Origin of the sequence: Marinobacter manganoxydans MnI7-9 (assembly GCF_000235625.1) — a bacterium.
GTDB lineage: Bacteria > Pseudomonadota > Gammaproteobacteria > Pseudomonadales > Oleiphilaceae > Marinobacter > Marinobacter manganoxydans.
Genome location: NZ_AGTR01000081.1, coordinates 1 through 18514, shown reverse-complemented (window position 1 = coordinate 18514; position 18514 = coordinate 1). Strand labels below are relative to the sequence as shown.

The window sequence follows — 18514 nt, the reverse complement described above, 5'->3', positions numbered from 1 at the left end:
AGGTTTACGTCGATTCTCAACCCGGCATCAGGCCGAAGGGCGCAGCGAGTAGGCCCGGAGGTGCTCGGCGAACTCTTCCAGATAGCGGATACCGCTGGCTTCCGCCTCACGGCACCACTCCATCAGCGCGTTCAGCTTGTCCTGGGGTTTGAGCCCACGCTGACGCCAGAGCGCCTGCAGCTCGTGGCTCTTCTCATAGATCTGGCGCAGCACCGCATTGCGCTCCAGCACAGACTCGAGGGTTTCCTTCTCCTTCGGCTGAATCAGTGTGATCTCACGGGAGAGCAGTTGCTTGAGCTTCCGGTAACGGGGACGGATCTCATCGTCCATCAGCGACTTCTGCTGGCGCAGGACCGGCTCCATGACACGTTTACGGTACTGGCGCATGATATCGAACCGGTTATTGGCTATGGCCTGAACCGTTTCCACATCCACCTCCAGTTTACCCGGCACATGGTGGGCAATGGGTCGATAACCCTTGGGCTTGGCCAGTCCGAACAACTGGAACAGGCGGATGTAGCCCCAGCCGATATCCACCTCGAACCAGCGGCGAGACAGCTTGGAGGAGTTGGGATAGGTATGGTGGTTGTTGTGCAACTCTTCACCGCCAATCAGAAAACCCAGTGGGCTGATATTGCGGGCGTTATCGGCACATTCGTAGTTCCGGTAACCCATCCAGTGGCCGATACCGTTGACCACTCCGGCAGCCCAGACTGGAATCCACATCATCTGCACCGCCCAGATCCAGATACCGTGAACGCCAAACAGGGCCAGGTTGATTACCGCCATCAACGCGATGCCGAGCATCTTGTAGCGGCTGTAAACATTGCGCTCCACCCAGTCTTCCGGTGTCCGCTGGCCATAGCGCTCGAGCGTTTCGGGCGTCGCCGATTCCGCATAGAGTTCGGCGCCCTGGAACAGTACCTTGCGAATACCCAAGACGACCGGGCTGTGGGGATCTTCCTCGGTTTCGCACTTGGCGTGGTGTTTACGATGGATGGCGGTCCATTCCTTGGTGTTCTGCGCAGTGGTTAACCAGAGCCAGAACCGGAAGAAGTGTTTCAGGGCCGGATGCAGGTCCAGCGAGTTATGCGCCGAATGGCGATGCAGGTAGAGCGTTACACTGACAATCGTGACGTGTGTCATTCCGAGGGTGACCAGAATGAGCTGCATCACCGACAGGTCAAGAAGACCATTAAACCACATAGCAAATCCTCAAAATCAATATCTTTGGCGCGAGGCCAACCTTCACACTTTAGCGTACAGCTGTAAGCCACAACAACAGCATTTGGATGCAAAATTGTTACTGATTACACTTAGTCGTTTTCCACCGGAGATTCCCGCCCGTGCCTGAACTGCCCGAAGTAGAAACGACCCGACGGGGTATAGCACCCCACTGCGAAGGCGAGACAATAACCCGAGTGACAGTCCGCAACGGCAGTCTGCGCTGGCCTGTTCCGGCCGATCTGGGCGAGAAACTGGAAGGTCAGGTGATTAAAAGTGTAGACCGCCGGGCCAAGTATTTGTTCCTGAACATGGACCGGGGCACGGTGATTGTTCACCTTGGCATGTCCGGCAGCCTGCGCATCATCACTGACAATACCCCTCCCCTGACCCATGATCATATCGACGTGGCATTACAGTCTGGCGTCATCCTTCGATTCAACGACCCACGCCGGTTCGGCTGCTGGCTGTGGGCTGATTCCGCCGAAGAGCACCCGCTGATCACCCACCTGGGTCCGGAACCCCTGGCCCCGGAATTCAATGGCGCGCACCTGTTCCGGCTCTCCCGCGGCAAAAACACACCGGTGAAATCGTTCATCATGGACAATCAGGTGGTCGTGGGTGCCGGTAACATCTATGCCAATGAAGCGCTGTTCAAATCGGGCATTCATCCCCGGCGCAAGGCCGGGAGAATCAGCCTCGACCGCTATCACAGGCTGGCCGAAGCCATCCGGGAAACGCTCAGCGCCGCCATTCTGATGGGCGGAACCACCCTTCGGGACTTCGTGAACAGTGATGGCAAGCCCGGCTATTTTGCCCAGTCCCTGCTGGTGTACGGCCGGGGCGGCCAGCCCTGCAAGGAATGCGGGGCACCACTGAAGGAAATCCGGATGAACAATCGCTCAACGGTTTACTGTCCCCGTTGCCAGCGCTGAACGCTTACCAGATCGCACATTCTGCAACGAAAAATCGTTTGAAAATGCGCAAATATGATTCATAGTTAACAGAGGATTAACGCCCACGGTTTACAATAGGATGGTATCCGGTTGATACGATCCGGGTTTGCTTTTCTTTAAAGCACTACCCTTTCAGGGCCACTAAAGCTCAGGAGACAGTAAGATGACCCGCAAGATTTCCCGCACCCTGGTAGCCACTGTGGCGGCCTGCCTGTTGGCATTCTCATCCCTCGGGCACGCTCAGGCCGTGGACGAAACCCCGTCGGCACTGGCGATGACCGGTGATGCGATTTTTGTTCGCCCGGCCTTGCTGGCTACCACCATCGTGGGCAGCGCTGTCTACCTGGTCTCCCTGCCCTTCTCCCTGCTGGGCGGAAACGCTGATGAAGCAGGGGAAGTTCTGGTAATGGGCCCGGCCAAGGCGACCTTCGTGCGCTGCCTGGGCTGCACCCGTACCGGCAAGAAACCCGAGACGGTCCAGACCAGCAACTGATCCGGCTCCATCGGGCACGCCTCCGTACTATCACGGCTTGCCCCGACGAGCGAACTCCGGCAGCCTGAAGCAAATTCTTCAGGCTGTTTTTCTCTATGGTTGACTGGTCCTCGCTTAACACGGTGTTCCTGGATATGGACGGGACACTGCTGGATCTGCATTTCGATAACCACTTCTGGCTCGAGCATCTGCCGGCAAGGTACGCCGAGCACTACGACCTCCACCCCCAGGAAGCGAAAGACCGCCTGATTCCGATGATCATGGCCGAGCGCGGCTCACTGAACTGGTATTGCACCGATTACTGGAGCGAGCGGCTGTCCCTCGACATCACGGGGCTGAAAGCAGAGGTAGGCGACCGGATCGGTTATCGCCCCCACGTCACGGATTTTCTCGATGCCCTCCGACAAGCCGGGCTTCACTCGGTGATTGTCACCAACTGTCACCCCGACCCCCTGGCCCTGAAGCTAAAACGAACCGGCCTTGATACACGGGTGGATGCCATTGTTTCCAGCCACCAGTTGGGCAAGCCCAAGGAAGATCCCTCGTTCTGGCAGGACCTCCAGCGAGTAACGCCTTACCAGGCCGAAAGCACCCTGATGGTCGACGACAGTTTTCCGGTGCTGGAAAGTGCACTGGCGGCCGGCATTGCCCAATGTCTGGCCGTATTGGCGCCGGACAGCCAGCAGGAAGCCCGGGAACAGCACCCGGAAATACCCTGTATTCATCACTTCGATGAAATTCTCCCCGCGCTTCGCCAGCGGTCGCCCCTGCCATCCGGCCGATGACAGGGTTATAATTGGCCTACTAGCCCATCAGGTGAGGAGACATGACGGCATCAACCGCTGACGACCAACGTGTAAGACTCGATAAATGGCTCTGGGCCGCCCGATTCTACAAGACCCGCTCCCTGGCCAAGGAAGCGATCGAGGGTGGCAAGGTCCACTACAACAGCCAGAGATGCAAACCCGGCAGGCTGGTGGAAGCCGGCGCAAAGCTGACGTTGCGCCTGGGCTGGCAGGAAAAAATCATTATTGTTGATGACATCAGCGACCGGCGCCGTGGTGCACCCGAAGCCCAGAAGCTCTACCACGAAACCGAAGACAGCGTTAAGAAACGCGAGGAAATGGCCTGGCAGCGTAAAACCATGCAGGCAGCGCAGCTTCCTCCGGCCAGACGCCCCTCAAAGAAAGACCGAAGGGACATTCAGCGCTTTCGCGAACAGAACGGCCTCTGAACCCTTTATTACATCCCCGCCCTCAGTCAAACGTGCAACGACCGGCATTCAGCATTCAGGAGACACAACATGGCAGCCCGCGACCAGTTCCAGCGCTTTATCTTTGAACACAGCCAGGTGCGGGGAGCCTGGGTTCAGCTAGCGGACAGCTATCAGGAAATCGGCAGCCAGGCGCCCTACCCGGACACGGTCCGGGAACTCCTCGGAGAAGCACTGGTGGCGAGCATCCTGATGAGCAGCACCCTGAAGTTTGAGGGTACATTGTCGGTACAGGCCCAGGGGGAAGGGCCTCTGCGCACATTAATGGCCGAGTGCAGCCACGACAGACACATCCGCGGCCTGGCCCGCTTTGATGAGCATGCGGTCAGCGAAGACAGCTTCCACGATCTGCTCGGCGAGGGTCGGATGGCTATTACCATCACGCCCAACCGCGGCAACCGTTATCAGGGCGTTGTACCCCGGGATCAGGAGACACTCGCCGGCTGCCTTGAGGAATACTTTGATCGCTCGGAGCAGATTCCCACCAGCCTGTTCCTGTTTGCCGACGAAAACGGCGCCGCCGGCTTGATGCTACAGCGCCTGCCGGGCGCCACAGAGGAGGATGAAGACCTCTGGGACCGGGTAAACCATCTGGCCCGAACCGTGGAAGCCTCCGAATTACTGGAGCTGGACAGCGAAACCCTGCTTCACCGCCTGTTCCATGAGGAGACCGTACGCCTGTTTGACTCCGAACCGGTCGCCTTCCAGTGCAGCTGCTCACGGGAGCGTACCCTCGGTGCCCTGGAAGCCATCGGCCGCGAGGAGTGTTACAGCATCCTCGAGGAAGAGGGCTCTATCGAAATGGACTGCCAGTTCTGTCATGCTCACTATCGCTTCGATAGAAATGATATTGATCATCTTTTCACCGGTCATACGCTACACTAGAAACACGTTCGATTAGCCGGGAACCCGCTGATAGCAAGGCTTCCCGGGCAGTCGTTTTTTACCGGCGTCTCTGGCATAATAGCGCGCCTGAATTGACCCGATTGCTCAGATTTCCGTCAATTTTAGGAAGCGGCCTGAGCAATCACTAAGACATCCCGAGGGCGAGGTCGAAGTGAGCAACACTTATAGTGATCTGAGTACAGCACGACTGGTTGAGGTGGCACTGGCGCGTGAAGAAGGCCAGCTGGCATCCAACGGTTCCCTGGTCGTAAAAACCGGTGAGCGCACGGGCCGGTCTCCCAAGGACCGTTATATTGTCGAGGAGCCCAGCACCTCGGACGATATCCACTGGGGTCCGATCAACCGTCCTTTCGACGCTGAAAAATTCGACGCCCTCTGGGATCGTGTTGAAGCCTACATCGCCGAGAAAGACCAGTTCGTGTCTCACGTTCATGTTGGTTCCGACCCGGAACACTACCTGCCAGTTAAAATGACGACCGAGACCGCCTGGCAGAATCTGTTCGGCCGCAACCTGTTTATCCGTCCGGACAGCTATAACCCGGCCGACAAGCAGGAATGGCAGATCCTGAACGCCGCCAACTTCGAGTGCGATCCCGAGCGCGATGGCACCAACAGCAACGGCTGCGTGATGATCAACTTTGCCAAGCGCAAGGTTCTGCTGGCTGGCATGCACTACGCCGGCGAGATGAAAAAGGCCATGTTCTCCGTGCAGAATTTCCTGCTGCCGGAGAAAGACGTTCTGCCCATGCACTGCTCGGCCAACGTCGGTGAAGACGGCGAAACCTGCCTGTTCTTCGGTCTGTCCGGCACTGGCAAGACTACCCTCTCCGCCGATCCGCACCGCTTCCTCATCGGTGACGACGAGCACGGTTGGGGCCCGGGCACCGTATTCAACATCGAAGGCGGTTGCTACGCGAAGTGCATCGACCTGACCCGGAAAAATGAACCGATCATCTGGGACGCCATCCGTTTCGGTGCCATTGTCGAGAACGTGACCATCGACCCTGAGACCCGTGAGCCGGATTACACCGACGTATCCCTCACCGAAAATTCCCGCTGCGCCTACCCGCTTGAGCACGTTGAAAAGCGCGTGATCGAGAACCGCGCCGGTGAGCCATCTCACATCGTGTTCCTGACCTGCGACATGACCGGCGTCCTGCCGCCCGTGTCCATCCTGAGCCGCGAAGGCGCCGCTTACCACTTCCTGAGTGGCTATACCGCTCTGGTTGGCTCCACCGAGATGGGTTCCTCCTCGAAGCTGAAGTCCACCTTCTCAACCTGCTTCGGTGCGCCCTTCTTCCCCCGTCCGGCCGGCGTTTACGCCGAGCTTCTGATGAAGCGGATGGACGAGTTTGGCAGCAAGGTCTTCCTGGTCAACACCGGCTGGACCGGCGGTCCTTACGGTGAAGGCCAGCGATTCAGCATTCCGACCACCCGTGCCATCATCGCCTCAATCCAGAATGGCGACCTGGACGACGTGGAAACCGAACACCTGCCAACCCTGAACCTGGACGTGCCCAAGCATGTTCCGGGCGTGGACACCGAGCTGCTGAACCCGCGCAACACATGGGTAAGCCCGGACTACTACGATGGCAAGGCCCAGGAACTGATCGCCCAGTTCGTCGAGAACTTCAAGAAGTTCGACGTGGCAGATTCGATCGTCGAGGCCGGTCCGAAGCTGAGCTGAGTCGATTACGGCAAGTAAGGAAAGCGCCCTGCGAAAGCACGGCGCTTTTTTTGTATGATAGCCCAACACACTCTAGGAAATGGCTTCATGAAACAGCGTCTACGCCAGCTTTTTTCGTTTATTCTCAAACCACTGGAATCTGGAAAGGTTGGGCCCAGCTACAAAGATTCGCACCGCACCGTGCTGAATGTGGTGGGCGTCCTGTTCCTCGTTCTGGCGACGGTGTCAACGGCTATGCTCGTTTACACCGGTAAGGCAGGCGCCTTGATTCCCGTGCTTGTTTTCTTCGGTATTGGTGGCGTGTCCTTGGTGGTCGGGACGTTGGGCTCGGATGACGCGGTGTCGAAGATGTGGGGCAACCGCTAGCGGACGCCCCATATCCTGTAATCAGGCGTAGAAAATAAGCGGCACAAAGGCCACCAGAACCAGCGAAATCCCCATGGCAATCAGCGGCATAATGATACGCTCATGGCGCTGATAAAAAGTCCCCGTTTCCTGTTGCGCCGCCAGCACTTCCGCCTCTCCAACCACCTGCCGGGTCAGCAGATGGTTCAGGGCTACCGGCGGGCTCAGGTAGCCGAGTTCAAATGCCACCAGGGTCACCATCCAGAAATGGATCGGATGAATTCCGCTGGAATAGGCAATCGTGGCAACCGTGGCGGTCACCAGGATCACGGCACCGAATGCGTCCATGATCATGCCCAGGATCACCAGGATTACCACCATCAGCAGCATGGCCGACCAGGCACTGTCGAACGACTGCGGGAAAGCCTCCATCAGGTGGGCCCGCTCGATCACACCACCGATGCTGACCGACAGCCCCAGCAACAGCAGCAGCGCGCCAATTTCCGCCGTCGTATCGTTTGTGGCGCCGCGGAGACTTCGCTCCAGGCCCTGATGATTGATCTCTCCCGAGGCTTTTCCTGACCGGTTTTTCAGGCTGACATGCTCGTACACAAGGATTGCCAGCATGATCACCGGCAGCAGCCTTGGCGCCGAGAATTCATCCATGCTCACGTCCAGCGCCAGCCGGTAAAACAGCACCACGGCAGCGATGACCAGAACGTAGGGAATCAGGGGTTTGAGCGCCTGCGTCATGGCCGGGAAGGCTTCAGCAGAGGGCGCCAGGTTGAATTCACTCTGTCGGTTCACACTGAGGGCCACGATCGCGAACATGGTGGCGGTCAGCACGAACACCCAGATGCCCCAGCCAAACAGCTCATCAGTGGTGACTTCCCGGTTCAGGTAAGCAATGACAACCACCAGCAGGCAGGGGCGCAAAACCACGCCCAGGGAACCGGACATAGCGGTCGCCGCCAGGGCCAGATGCCGCCGGGCACCGGCGGCACGCAGCTCACTGTATATCACTGCGCCGGCCGCGATCACGAAAATGCCGGAAGCGCCGGTGTAGGCCGTTGGCACGGCCGCCACCAGAACCGCTACAACCGCCAGCATTTCCGGTGGCATGCGCCAGGGCCGGAAGACATTGAACACCAGGGTGGCCAGGCGGGTCTGCTTGAGCATCATGCCCACCCACACATACAGACCGACATTCAGGAACATGTCGGACAGCTCCATCATCTTTCCGAGATAGATACCAATCCCCGACGCGTGTCCGATCAGCGCAAAATAGGTGCCGGAGATCAGACACATCACGGTATAGAGCGGAACGGCCAGGAAGGCCTTGTTCAGGCTGCCGCCCTCCTCAAGATCATCAGGCACCCGGAACAGCCGGTAGAGGCTGGCCAACGTGAGGCAGGCGAAACCGATAATCCAGAAATTGTGCAGCAACAACTCTTCGGACGAGACCGCCGTGTCTGAACCAAGGCTGGACTGGCGAAAGATTGCGCTCGACCCCAGCAGCATGGCATTGGCGATGGTTTGAAGAGTATGGGAGACCGTGTAATCCAGCCGGGTTTCCATGGCACGCATGGCGATATGATGACGAGTGAGGGTCGCCGTGACCGCGCACAGCATGACAAGGATCACGAGGATGAAACGCTGTGACTCCAGGCCAAAGGCGATCAGGTCAGCAATAAAAAGTTCGATGGCCCGATAGGCTTTCACCCCTGGTGTCAGCTGTTCACTGAGATTTTCGAAATTCTGGTGGGCCTCGCGGCAGTCAGCAACCGCTCGTTCGATGGCAAGCCGGACGTCAGCCGGGTCTTTTTCCTCGGCCCCCAGCAACGCGGCCATCGGGTCATCCGTCTCGGCATCCGCCGCCATTTCTTCAGCAACCGCCGCGTCGATATCCCGAGTCGGGTCGCAGGTGGGCTGAACCGGATCCATCCGCAACTTGTAATAGCCACTCCAGAGCTGTTCACCGCCCCGAAGCATCTGGTTGTGGATGTCGCTGCTCGTGGAGAAAATGACCACTGCAAGCAATAACAGACAGGCGGGCAGCGATGAAAACCACTCCAGCCCGCTACGATGAAAACCGCCCTTCGACATAACTGATTACTCTGGATAGGGAGTGGTTACAGCAGATCGTCCAGATCCATGGTTTCAACGGCTTCCGCCTGGTCATCCCAGAAGCTGCCCAGCTGCCCCATGGGTGTACGGTGCCCGGTGTTCTCAACCCAGAGACGGTCAGAAACCGCGACGATCATATCGGTGGCCATGGCGTCCACGAACCGCCACTGCTCATTGGCCGGCGTAGTCTCGATCGATTCGGCATGATCCCGGATCACCGAACGGACCATGGCTTCGTCTCCCTTGTTCAGGGCCGCGATGGCGTGGAACACGTGGGGCAAACGCACACCCGCAACCTCGCCCTGATCGTCGGCGATGGCCAGCCGTTCAAACGCGTTCTCACCCTCGGGCTGGGCACCCGGAATCATCGCCCACACCGTTGCCCGCAATGCCATGGGCGCACCCCACCATTTTTCATTATCGAGGCAGCTTGTGGCCCGGGCGGCAATGGAGCCAACGTTCGCCGGTACGCCAATGGACGAGGTGGACTGAATCTGGGCATTAAGCGCCTGGAGGCCGGAAAGAAGACCCGCCATGTAGATGAACTCGTCCATGTCGTCATCAAAATCCGGGCATTCGCCATCGGCAGGATTGCCGTAATGGGCATTGTGGTGCTGCCAGGCCTTGTAATAGCGCCGGGCAGCAACGCTATGTGCGCGCTTCTGCTGGATCATGGCATCCTCGGCCTCATTGCCGTTCATGGCATTCAGGGCGGCAAGTGCGGCCAGCTCGTGCTCCCTGGCCTCTTCTTCGGCGCAGCCGCCGGCACTGAGGTAGAGCATCACCGCCAACTGGTCCGGCTCATTGGTAACGCGGCCGAAGGACATCAGCAGTGGCGCAGTCGCCTCGCTCATGGCGCACCCCATGGCCAGATCGTTGCTTTCCATCAGAAAAGGCACCGTGTGATCCCTGGAGAAGCCCTGCATCACATCCCCGGTGGTCTTGTACATCACGTGATTCACCGCGCTGCAGCCGCCAAGGACCAAACTGGCCGTGAAAGCCGCCACAAGGTTACGCACTCGACGCGCGGAAAACGGCGACTTGCGGGAGGGATTCCGGAAATGGGTCATACCTTCTTCACCTTTTGCGTTTTTTGTTCTGATGCAGCCCTGCTGCAATCGCACGGCCCGGACTCTGGCGGAGAAACCGGTTTGTTACAGTCTGTAACCAGGCACGCATTGTGGCGCAGGAGGCCCCGTTTTTATGCGACCGATGCCGCAAATGACGCCAATTTACACACACCTATGCCACCCCTTGGTTTGCACAATGGGCCGCGAGCCGCTATAGATTGGAGCAACCGAGAGTCGTTGTGATTCCGGCCAGTACAGACCGAACCCGCAGAAATACAATAAAAGGAGTATCCGATGCGCAAACCTGAACTCGCCGCGGCCATTGCCGACCGCACCGGGCTGACCCGGGAAAAGGCCAGCGAAGTGATTACCGCATTTACCGACCAGGTATCGGCCGCCGCCTCCCGTGGCGAGGATGTCACCCTGATCGGCTTTGGCACTTTCAACATCCGCAGCCGCGAAGCGCGTGATGGACGAAACCCGCAAACCGGCGAGACCATTCGCATCCCTGCCAGCAAAACCGTAGGCTTCAAGGCCGGCAAGGCGCTCAAAGACGAAATCCGCTAGTCAGGCACAGGCCCGCAGCTGCGGGCCTGCTTTACCCCTGGTTCAGGTTCCGGCGACGGAAGCACACTCAGAGCGAGTGGCATCTACCCGGCACCGAATCGCTTTCATCAACTTGATAGCCCGCTCATCGTATACACCGTCCTCCAGCAACGAGAGACGCACCTTGCGCAGCATCTTGTCGTATTCAGCGGTGTCTTCCTGGGGCAGCTGCATCCAGACGTCTTCCGGAATTTCAGCCTCTGCCTGGGCAATAATCTCGTAGGCCTCGTCTATGCGTTTGATGGCCTGGTCACGCACCATCTGGCCGGCGGAATCCGGGAACCGGTCACGGTGGATGATTACCTGGAAATTCATATACCCGAGGGCATATTTGACCACCGCACCGTTGGGCTGAACGCCCTTGTAAAGTTCCAGTGGTGTGTAGGCGACGGCCGGAGCATAGGCCAGGTCCACGCTACCGTTGTTGAACTTGCCGGCAAAGTTGGCGGAATTGGACCCCACCACAGATGCCCCCACATGGCGAACCATCCGCACGGATGCCTGATCGTAATCGAGGGTTGCAATCCGTTTGCCCTGCAGTTTCTCAACAGAATCGATGTTGCGGTCCCGGGTGTGGAGGTAAATGGCGCCCCCGGGGAATACACCGGCAACCTCGTAGGGACCATCAATCAGGAACGGCCGGGCTTTGGGCTGGCTGAGGGTGTTGTACAGCAGCCGCATTTCCTCTTCGCCGGGCACTGCGCCCATGGCTTCAAGGCTGCCCGTGAACTTGTTGAATTCCCGGGCCCGGGTGCCAGTAAGCAGCACGGCGTCGCACTGGCCCGCCTTGAAGTCCTCGGCGGCCACCTTCTCATCGGTGTAGGCGCGAAGGTCCAGCTTGATGCCGTTTTTCAGGGCAACCGGCTGGAAGGTTTTGGTGATGGCAAACAGGGGACCATTGGCACCAACCGGGTCAAAAACGCAAAAGCTGCGTTCCAGAGGCTCGTTCTGCGCCTGCGCCTGTGCCTGCCCCATCGAGGGGAATACCAGACTGGCACAGAGGGCAGTTGCCAAAGCTACCCGCTGGGGGAGGTTTGCTGATTTCACGGGATGACTCCTGATTATTATTGTCGGGCGCCGGTCTGTGAAAATGAACCGGTCAGGCCACGCTTTCCTTGGTCGACCATAGGGCGACGGCTACAAGAATACGTTGGCACAGGTGCCTGCCATCAAGGGTTTTTCAGCAAAAAGGGAGGATTCTGTGATGGTGTCGACAGAGGTTCCGCAACCCCTGCCGCACTTTGTCGCCTGAGCCGGATTCAGATTGCCGGCTTTGGCCAGGCCTTTCGACCCTCACTGAGAGTGAGCCGGACGACACCCGGCAGTTCGCGATCGGTCACCGGCGCATGGCGACCGGCTGAAACCAGTGTTTTCGAGTTCGGTGTCCAGAAGGCATCAGGATCAAACACACAGACATCAGCGATTTCACCCTCGGCAAGGCGGGCTGTTCTGCCCAGCGCGGAAGCCGGACCGTTGGTCAGCGCGCGAATCAGATCAGGCAGTGCCAGCTCATTCATCTCCACCAGTTCCAGCCCCAGCGACAGCACACTCTCAATGCTCGACAGTCCCGGCTCGGTGGCTGCCATGGGCGCCTGCTTGGCGGCGGTATCGTGAGGTTGATGCTGACTGACAATGGCATCAATCACGCCGTCCCGAACACCGGCTATCAACCCCTTCCGATCACCCTCGCCGCGCAGAGGAGGCCGAACATGGAAGCGGCTGTCGAAACCGGCCAGGGCCTCCTCGGTGAACACAAGCTGGTGCATGGCCACATCGGCGGTTACCGCAATGCCGCGGCGGCGGGCTTCAGCCAGCATTTCAACACTGCGACCACAGGAGAGCTGGCTCAGATGCAACCGTACCCCGGTCTCCTCCGCCAGCAACAGCATTTCCATCACCGCAGCGGTTTCCGCCACTTCCGGAATACCGAGCAGGCCCAGGCGAGATGTTACCAGGCCATCGTGGGCGTAGCCGTCGGCAGCCAGGGCCTGGTTCTCGGGACTGAACATTACCGTCAAACCAAAGGTCTGGGCGTAGGCCATGCAGCGGCGCAAGATGCGGGCGTTGCGCACGCCCCGGGAGCCATTACCCACAGCGACACAACCCGCCGAGGCCAGGCCCGCCATGTCGCTGAGCAAATCACCCTCCAGACCCCGGGTGATGGCACCAATGGGCAACACCCGGATCGGCGACCGGCTGGCGGCGCCGTCCCGGATCAGGTGGGTGACGGCACTGGAATCGTTCACCGGCGAGGTTTCCGGCGAAGCGCAGACCGTCGTGAAACCGCCATGAGCCGCTGCGAGAGTTTCCGAGGCAATATTGCCTTTCTGACCATTGCCCGGCTCACGGAGGTTACAGCAAAGATCGACAAACCCCGGCGTTATGACAGCGTTCTCTGCACTGATTGTCTCGTCGGCCTGTGCCCGGGCGGCAGCTTCGCCCATCGCGGCAATACGGCCATCCCGGATCAGCAGCGCGGTATTCTGCTGCTCCGGGCCCTGACCATCGAACAGTCGGCCTCCGGTAATCTTCAGGCTGGTTCCGGATGTGTTGACACTGCTCATGCCTGGCCCCTCTCACTCAATTTCTGCTGCCGTTCTGAAACCTGGCCACCCATGGCCATGGACATGACCGCCATCCGGATGGCGATGCCGTTGGTCACCTGGTTCAGAATGACCGACTGTGGTCCGTCGGCAACCGCCGATTCGATTTCAACGCCCCGATTGATCGGCCCCGGGTGCATAACGATGCATTCCGGATGGGCCAACGCCAGTTTTTGCTGGTTCAGGCCGTAGAGCCGGTAGAACTCGCGCTCGCTGGGCAGCAATGCGCCTTCCATCCGCTCTTTCTGCAGTCGCAGCATGATGACCACATCCAGATCCTTCATCCCGCGGGTCATGTCGTATTCCACCGTGCAGCCGAGGCTTTCCACGTCTTTGGGAAGCAGGGTTCCCGGGGCAATGACGCGAACTTCCTCCGCACCCAGCTCGTTGAGAGCCCGGATCTGGGAGCGGGCCACTCGGGAGTGCAGCACGTCGCCAACGATAGCGACTTTGAGGCCCTCGAAACGCCCCTTGTGCTGGCGAATCGTCAGCATATCCAGCATGGCCTGCGTCGGGTGAGCGTGGCGACCATCACCAGCGTTGATGATGGCGACGCCGGGCGTCACGCTCTCGGCAATAAAATGCGGCGCACCACTCTGGGAGTGCCGGACCACGAACATGTCGCTGGCCATGGCTTCCAGGTTGAGCAGCGTGTCAGACAGGGATTCGCCTTTGGAGGTGGCCGAGGTGCTGATATCCAGGTTGAGCACATCCGCAGAGAGGCGCTTGGCCGCCAGCTCAAAGGTACTGCGGGTTCGGGTGCTGGACTCGAAAAACAGGTTTACCACGGTTCGCCCGCGAAGCAGTGGCACTTTCTTGATGGTTCGCTCACCGACCTCGATAAAGGAGTCCGCCGTGTCCAGGATGTCGGTCAGCAGCGCCCGATCCAGACCGTCGAGAGTGAGGAAATGCCGCAACTGACCATCCCGGGTCAGCTGCAAGTGGTGCGGGGAAGAGTCGTTCGCGGTCATGGGTCGCCTGTTATCCGATTCGGAGGTTTATTGTCCGGCTTCCTGAAGCTCGATACGGAGCGGGTCGGGGCCACGCAGTTTGACGCGTTGATGGGATTCCAACGCCATTGTCTTGCCAGCCACATCCGGCTGGATGGGCAGTTCCCGGGCACCGAGGTCAATCAGGGTGGCCAGTATGATACTGGCTGGACGGCCATAATCGAAGATCTCATTCATGGCGGCGCGGATCGTCCGGCCGCTCATGATGACATCGTCAATCAGGATGATGTCACGGCCTTCGGTATCGAAGGGCAGACTCGAGGGTTTCACCCGGGGATTCAGGCCGATGCGGCTGAAATCATCGCGGTAGAAGGAGATGTCCAGTTCGCCGAACGGCTCTTCGATGCCAAGGCGTTTGCTCAGCACGTCGGCCAGCCAGACGCCTCCGGTCCGTATACCGATCAGGACCGGGGATTGCACGCCCCGTTGCTCGAGCGCCTGACGCAGCCCGGTTTCCATCTGGTCAAGCAACTGATCAATATCAAGCAATGCCGTCATTCGGTCCTCACTGTTGAAAAAAGGTTTCCAGGATCAGCACCGCGGCCCGGTCATCCACTCCGTGGCGACCAAAATCACGACTGCCTCCGGCGGCCATCACTTCACCCTTGGCCTCGAAGCTGGTGAGCCGCTCGTCCACCATCTCGACCGGCACGTGGTAGCGCCCATGCAGGCGCTTGCCGAATTTGCGCGCCCGGGCACACATATCGTTTTCGGTGTCGTCCATGTTGAGGGGCAAACCGACCACGACCAGGTCCGGACGCCACTCCTCGAGCAGGGACTCAATCTGTTGCCAATCGGGGATACCGTCTCGGGCAGGAATCAGAGCCACCGGTTGGCCGGATCCAAGCAACTCCTGACCGACCGCTACGCCAATACGGCGGGTGCCAAAATCGAACGCCATGACGCGACGGCTGGCCGGTTCAGGCATGACCGACCGATTCGCTGAGCTGATTGAGATCAATGCCGATCAGCTGCAGCACCGCCTTGTAGCGTTCTTCCCAGGGAGTACGGAACAGGATGTCGGTGTTGGCCGGACAGGTGAGCCAGGCGTTGCTGCCCAGCTCCTCTTCCAGTTGCCCTTCGCTCCAGCCGGAATAGCCCAATGCCACCAGGTACTCGTCGGGACCTTCGCCACGACCAATGCCTGCCAATACGTCGCGGGATGTGGTCAGCAGAACATCGTCGGTGACCTTCGCCGTGTTCTGCCAGCTAGTGCCTGGGGGATGCAGCACAAAGCCGCGTTCCGGCTGCACCGGACCACCGCTGAATACCGGCAGATCCAGCTCGCCGCCTGGCAGGTCCAGTTGCTCCAGGATTTCACCAAGGTGGATGTCCAGCGGCTGATTGATCATTAACCCCAGGGCACCGTCGTCGGAATGCTCGCAAATGTAGATCACGCCGCCATGGAAACGGGGATCAGCGAGATAGGGCGATGCCACCAGGAACTGGTGGCGCAAGCTATGGGGAGAGTGTTTTGATGCTGTCATCCGGATGTCAGCCCCCGACGCTGGAAGGACCAGGTACGTATGATTTCAAGTTCATCCACCTCTTTCCGCATTTCGTCCGGAAATGGTGCAAAAGGCGAGGCCATCCTGACTATACGGATGGCAGCATCATCCAGGACGGTGCTGCCGGAAGACTGCAGGATCGCCACCTCTTTAATGGTGCCGTCTTTCTTCAGCGACACCAGCATTCTCAGTGTGCCATAGATTCCGGCATTGCGCGCCTCGGTCGGGTAATTGATATTGCCCACCCGGGTTACCTTGCTCACCCAGTTCTGGACATACCAGGCGTTGGTGGACTTGAGCGTGGACGCGGCGGTAACGCGCATTACCCTGGGTTTGCGGGCATAGGCCTGCTGCTGGGCATCGAAGCGGGCTTCCAGGCTGGCAATCTCGAGGCTGCGCTCCATCAGGCTCTGTTTCTCCCGCACCGGCAGAGGCTCCTCTTCCGGCCTGGTACGCTCCTCAGGCTGTTGAACCTTCTGAGCGGACGCACTCTCGGTCTGCACCACCTGTTTTTCCTGACGCGGCTGGGGTTCGGTCTGGGCCTGCGGCTCGGGCTGAACCTGAGCCACCTCAGGCTGGCTGACTTCTGCCGGTTGAGGCGTGGTCATTTCCCGAACCTCTTCCTGGGTACCGCTGCCCTTCTGGCTGGTCTGGGCCAGAAAGTCCGCTTTCTCCGGGGCGTCCTCGTCGTCAAACTGGGACAGGGTGATTTCCATGGTCTGGGCCGAGGAACGGGGCGGTTCGGGCGCAAAGGTAATTCCCAGCACCACAATGGCGTGCACCGCCAGCGCCATAAAGAGGGTGAAGGAAAACCGGTCGAAGTCGCTTACCTGAACTGCCATTCCTGATACGGATCCTGTCGTTAAACCTGCCCGGTTGCCAACACCGGATTATGCCTGATCCAGGCGTTTTGCAATCGCCTCCATCAAGAGGCCGCCAATATCGATCCCGAAGGCCGCATCGAGTTCCCGGATACAGGTCGGGCTGGTGACATTGATTTCGGTAAGATAGTCGCCGATCACATCCAGGCCGACAAAAATGAGCCCTTTCTCTTTAATCACCGGTGCAACGCGTTCGCAGATTTCCCGATCCCGGGCGGTCAGCTCGCGACCTTCACCCCGGCCGCCAGCGGCAAGGTTGCCCCGATTCTCGCCGTGGGAGGGTATTCTCGCAAGGGAATAGGGTACCGGCTCACCGTCGATCAGCAGGATACGCTTGTCACCATCGCTGATTTCCGGGATGTACTTCTGGGCCATGGCCTGATGGGTGCCATAGTTGGTGAGGGTTTCGATAATGACCCCCAGGTTGAAATCGTTTTCCCGGATGCGGAAGATCGAATGCCCGCCCATGCCGTCCACCGGTTTCATGATGACGTCGCCGTGTTTGGCATAGAACTCGCGGAACCGGCTTGCCGAACGGCTGACCAGTAGCGGTGGTGTCAGGTCCTCGAACTGGGTGGCAAACAGCTTCTCGTTACAGTCGCGAAGGGTGGACGCCGGATTGACCACCAGCGCGCCCTGCTGCTCGGCCGATTCCAGTATATAGGTGGCCATCAGGAACTCCCGGTCCACCGGCGGATCCTTGCGCATAAGGATGACATCCAGATCGCCCAGCGCCCGGTCCTGGCTCGGACCAAAGCTGTACCAGTTCTCGGGGTCCATGTGGACCGTCAGGTCACGGGTGTGCGCCATGGCACGGCCACCGTCCAGGTACAGGTCGGGGAGCTCCATGTACTCGATTTCCCAACCGCGTTTCTGGGCAGCCAGCAACATGGCCAGTGAGCTGTCTTTCTTGAAGTGGATATCTTCAATCGGATCCATCACGATCCCGAGTCTGACGGTCATGGGCGTTCCTGCACTCCTGAGGGTTAAAAACACGAACCGGTCTGCAGAGCGGACCAGACATTAAGTGCTATGCTTTGAAATCAGATGGTATTGTACCCGAACTGCAAATGCATCCGGAGAAATCCTCAGTCAGTTACGTGACGTTGCGGGCAGTAGTACATTTGGTCACAAACTAATACTTTTTATCCGGCCATTGATAATCTATAAATGAGCGGGGTTTATAGAAGAACCTTAAGGTTTGTGTTAAAACCCCCGTTTTAAAATAACGACAGTCGCTGAGCGCAAGGCAGTTGGACAATGGATGACAACTTCGAGAACTTGAAGATCATGGTGATCGACGACAGTAAAACCATACGTCGCACCGCAGAAACCCTTCTGAAAAAGGTCGGCTGTGAGGTCATCACCGCGACTGACGGCTTTGACGCTCTTGCCAAGATTGCCGATTCCCAGCCGGACATCATTTTTGTCGATATCATGATGCCCCGCCTGGACGGCTACCAGACCTGCGCACTTATCAAGAACAATTCCTCCTTCAAAAAGACGCCGGTTATCATGCTCTCCAGCAAGGACGGTCTGTTCGACAAGGCCAAGGGCCGCATCGTCGGCTCGGACCAGTATCTGACCAAACCGTTCAGTAAGGATGAGCTGCTCAATACCATCCGCCAGTATGTTCCACAGGCGGAACAGTAAACCTGCTGCCCCCAAGAACCATCGAGGAAACCATGGCCCGCATTCTTATTGTTGACGATTCCCCTACCGAGGTTAAGAAAATCTCCACGATCCTGGAAAAGCATAAGCACGAGGTGCTTACAGCTGACAACGGCGCAGACGGCGTTGCCAAAGCTCGTGCAGAGACCCCGGA

General features: G+C 58.8%; 20 protein-coding genes and 1 pseudogene. 10 read left to right on the top strand and 11 right to left on the bottom strand.

The genetic code is table 11. The features are described 5' to 3' along the window. Positions 1-27: 27 nt before the first annotated feature. Positions 28-1206 carry a fatty acid desaturase gene (locus tag KYE_RS16570; RefSeq protein WP_008175676.1) on the bottom strand — a complete coding sequence of 393 codons (1179 nt, stop codon included), beginning with the start codon at positions 1204-1206 and terminating at the stop codon, positions 28-30. Between the two features lie 140 nt (positions 1207-1346). Here KYE_RS16570 and mutM point away from each other — a divergent pair, with 140 nt between their 5' ends. The 7 genes from mutM to KYE_RS16535 all read left to right on the top strand — a co-directional run bounded on the left by mutM (position 1347) and on the right by KYE_RS16535 (position 6905). Beyond that, a complete protein-coding gene (gene mutM / locus KYE_RS16565) occupies positions 1347-2159 on the top strand; it encodes a bifunctional DNA-formamidopyrimidine glycosylase/DNA-(apurinic or apyrimidinic site) lyase (RefSeq protein WP_039882121.1) in 813 nt (270 codons plus the stop codon). A gap of 184 nt (positions 2160-2343) precedes the next feature. Further along, positions 2344-2673, top strand: coding sequence for a hypothetical protein (locus tag KYE_RS16560; protein WP_008175672.1), 330 nt, complete (start codon positions 2344-2346; stop codon positions 2671-2673). Positions 2674-2768: 95 nt separating this feature from the next. Next, positions 2769-3458: a GMP/IMP nucleotidase gene (gene yrfG / locus KYE_RS16555; protein ID WP_008175670.1), complete on the top strand. Its 690-nt coding sequence runs from the start codon at positions 2769-2771 to the stop codon at positions 3456-3458. 41 nt (positions 3459-3499) lie between these two features. After that, positions 3500-3907: a ribosome-associated heat shock protein Hsp15 gene (gene hslR / locus KYE_RS16550; protein WP_008175667.1), complete on the top strand. Its 408-nt coding sequence runs from the start codon at positions 3500-3502 to the stop codon at positions 3905-3907. A gap of 69 nt (positions 3908-3976) precedes the next feature. After that, a complete protein-coding gene (gene hslO, locus KYE_RS16545) occupies positions 3977-4831 on the top strand; it encodes an Hsp33 family molecular chaperone HslO (protein WP_008175666.1) in 855 nt (284 codons plus the stop codon). 172 nt (positions 4832-5003) lie between these two features. Beyond that, on the top strand, positions 5004-6539 hold the full coding sequence (locus KYE_RS16540; RefSeq protein WP_008175663.1) for a phosphoenolpyruvate carboxykinase: 1536 nt from the start codon (positions 5004-5006) through the stop codon (positions 6537-6539). 87 nt (positions 6540-6626) lie between these two features. Beyond that, the gene (locus KYE_RS16535) at positions 6627-6905 is read left to right on the top strand and encodes a hypothetical protein (protein ID WP_008175661.1); all 279 of its coding nucleotides are present in this window, start codon (positions 6627-6629) and stop codon (positions 6903-6905) included. 21 nt (positions 6906-6926) lie between these two features. Here the strand turns inward: KYE_RS16535 and KYE_RS16530 are convergent, their stop codons facing one another. Both KYE_RS16530 and KYE_RS16525 read right to left on the bottom strand, forming a co-directional pair. Beyond that, positions 6927-8990 carry a TRAP transporter large permease subunit gene (locus KYE_RS16530; RefSeq protein WP_008175659.1) on the bottom strand — a complete coding sequence of 688 codons (2064 nt, stop codon included), beginning with the start codon at positions 8988-8990 and terminating at the stop codon, positions 6927-6929. Between the two features lie 26 nt (positions 8991-9016). Next, positions 9017-10081: a hypothetical protein gene (locus KYE_RS16525; protein ID WP_008175657.1), complete on the bottom strand. Its 1065-nt coding sequence runs from the start codon at positions 10079-10081 to the stop codon at positions 9017-9019. Positions 10082-10375: 294 nt separating this feature from the next. Here KYE_RS16525 and KYE_RS16520 point away from each other — a divergent pair, with 294 nt between their 5' ends. Continuing rightward, entirely contained in the window at positions 10376-10648 is a 273-nt protein-coding gene (locus tag KYE_RS16520; RefSeq protein WP_008175654.1) for an HU family DNA-binding protein, read from the top strand. Positions 10649-10690: 42 nt separating this feature from the next. Here KYE_RS16520 and KYE_RS16515 read toward each other — a convergent pair whose 3' ends face one another. The 8 genes from KYE_RS16515 to gshB all read right to left on the bottom strand — a co-directional run bounded on the left by KYE_RS16515 (position 10691) and on the right by gshB (position 17652). Then, positions 10691-11662, bottom strand: a complete 972-nt coding sequence (locus tag KYE_RS16515) for a putative solute-binding protein (protein WP_273068832.1) — start codon at positions 11660-11662, stop codon at positions 10691-10693. Between the two features lie 284 nt (positions 11663-11946). Next, positions 11947-13251 carry a dihydroorotase gene (locus KYE_RS16510; RefSeq protein ID WP_008175650.1) on the bottom strand — a complete coding sequence of 435 codons (1305 nt, stop codon included), beginning with the start codon at positions 13249-13251 and terminating at the stop codon, positions 11947-11949. Beyond that, positions 13248-14261: an aspartate carbamoyltransferase catalytic subunit gene (locus tag KYE_RS16505; RefSeq protein WP_008175649.1), complete on the bottom strand. Its 1014-nt coding sequence runs from the start codon at positions 14259-14261 to the stop codon at positions 13248-13250. Before KYE_RS16505 ends, KYE_RS16510 begins: the two co-directional genes overlap by 4 nt. 27 nt (positions 14262-14288) lie before the next feature. Then, positions 14289-14798: a bifunctional pyr operon transcriptional regulator/uracil phosphoribosyltransferase PyrR gene (pyrR, locus tag KYE_RS16500; RefSeq protein WP_008175647.1), complete on the bottom strand. Its 510-nt coding sequence runs from the start codon at positions 14796-14798 to the stop codon at positions 14289-14291. A 7-nt stretch (positions 14799-14805) separates the two neighbouring features. Then, the gene (gene ruvX / locus KYE_RS16495; RefSeq protein ID WP_008175643.1) at positions 14806-15228 is read right to left on the bottom strand and encodes a Holliday junction resolvase RuvX; all 423 of its coding nucleotides are present in this window, start codon (positions 15226-15228) and stop codon (positions 14806-14808) included. Then, on the bottom strand, positions 15221-15787 hold the full coding sequence (locus tag KYE_RS16490) for a YqgE/AlgH family protein (protein WP_039882120.1): 567 nt from the start codon (positions 15785-15787) through the stop codon (positions 15221-15223). Before KYE_RS16490 ends, ruvX begins: the two co-directional genes overlap by 8 nt. Continuing rightward, positions 15784-16650: an energy transducer TonB gene (locus tag KYE_RS16485; RefSeq protein WP_008175639.1), complete on the bottom strand. Its 867-nt coding sequence runs from the start codon at positions 16648-16650 to the stop codon at positions 15784-15786. Before KYE_RS16485 ends, KYE_RS16490 begins: the two co-directional genes overlap by 4 nt. Before the next feature lie 48 nt (positions 16651-16698). Continuing rightward, entirely contained in the window at positions 16699-17652 is a 954-nt protein-coding gene (gene gshB / locus KYE_RS16480; RefSeq protein ID WP_008175638.1) for a glutathione synthase, read from the bottom strand. A gap of 297 nt (positions 17653-17949) precedes the next feature. Between gshB and pilG the strand changes: the two genes are divergently transcribed. After that, positions 17950-18342: a twitching motility response regulator PilG gene (gene pilG, locus KYE_RS16475; protein WP_008175635.1), complete on the top strand. Its 393-nt coding sequence runs from the start codon at positions 17950-17952 to the stop codon at positions 18340-18342. A 32-nt stretch (positions 18343-18374) separates the two neighbouring features. Then, positions 18375-18514, top strand: a pseudogene (locus KYE_RS16470) (response regulator); the annotation flags it as partial.

Bases quoted from the DNA above. Each gene is read 5' to 3' on its own strand.
- KYE_RS16570 (WP_008175676.1), bottom strand. From the start codon at position 1,206: ATGTGGTTTAATGGTCTTCTTGACCTGTCGGTGATGCAGCTCATTCTG.
- KYE_RS16560 (WP_008175672.1), top strand. From the start codon at position 2,344: ATGACCCGCAAGATTTCCCGCACCCTGGTAGCCACTGTGGCGGCCTGC.
- yrfG (WP_008175670.1), top strand. From the start codon at position 2,769: ATGGTTGACTGGTCCTCGCTTAACACGGTGTTCCTGGATATGGACGGG.
- hslR (WP_008175667.1), top strand. From the start codon at position 3,500: ATGACGGCATCAACCGCTGACGACCAACGTGTAAGACTCGATAAATGG.
- hslO (WP_008175666.1), top strand. From the start codon at position 3,977: ATGGCAGCCCGCGACCAGTTCCAGCGCTTTATCTTTGAACACAGCCAG.
- KYE_RS16535 (WP_008175661.1), top strand. From the start codon at position 6,627: ATGAAACAGCGTCTACGCCAGCTTTTTTCGTTTATTCTCAAACCACTG.
- KYE_RS16530 (WP_008175659.1), bottom strand. From the start codon at position 8,990: ATGTCGAAGGGCGGTTTTCATCGTAGCGGGCTGGAGTGGTTTTCATCG.
- KYE_RS16525 (WP_008175657.1), bottom strand. From the start codon at position 10,081: ATGACCCATTTCCGGAATCCCTCCCGCAAGTCGCCGTTTTCCGCGCGT.
- KYE_RS16520 (WP_008175654.1), top strand. From the start codon at position 10,376: ATGCGCAAACCTGAACTCGCCGCGGCCATTGCCGACCGCACCGGGCTG.
- KYE_RS16515 (WP_273068832.1), bottom strand. From the start codon at position 11,662: ATGGGGCAGGCACAGGCGCAGGCGCAGAACGAGCCTCTGGAACGCAGC.
- KYE_RS16510 (WP_008175650.1), bottom strand. From the start codon at position 13,251: ATGAGCAGTGTCAACACATCCGGAACCAGCCTGAAGATTACCGGAGGC.
- KYE_RS16505 (WP_008175649.1), bottom strand. From the start codon at position 14,261: ATGACCGCGAACGACTCTTCCCCGCACCACTTGCAGCTGACCCGGGAT.
- pyrR (WP_008175647.1), bottom strand. From the start codon at position 14,798: ATGACGGCATTGCTTGATATTGATCAGTTGCTTGACCAGATGGAAACC.
- ruvX (WP_008175643.1), bottom strand. From the start codon at position 15,228: ATGCCTGAACCGGCCAGCCGTCGCGTCATGGCGTTCGATTTTGGCACC.
- KYE_RS16490 (WP_039882120.1), bottom strand. From the start codon at position 15,787: ATGACAGCATCAAAACACTCTCCCCATAGCTTGCGCCACCAGTTCCTG.
- KYE_RS16485 (WP_008175639.1), bottom strand. From the start codon at position 16,650: ATGGCAGTTCAGGTAAGCGACTTCGACCGGTTTTCCTTCACCCTCTTT.
- gshB (WP_008175638.1), bottom strand. From the start codon at position 17,652: ATGACCGTCAGACTCGGGATCGTGATGGATCCGATTGAAGATATCCAC.
- pilG (WP_008175635.1), top strand. From the start codon at position 17,950: ATGGATGACAACTTCGAGAACTTGAAGATCATGGTGATCGACGACAGT.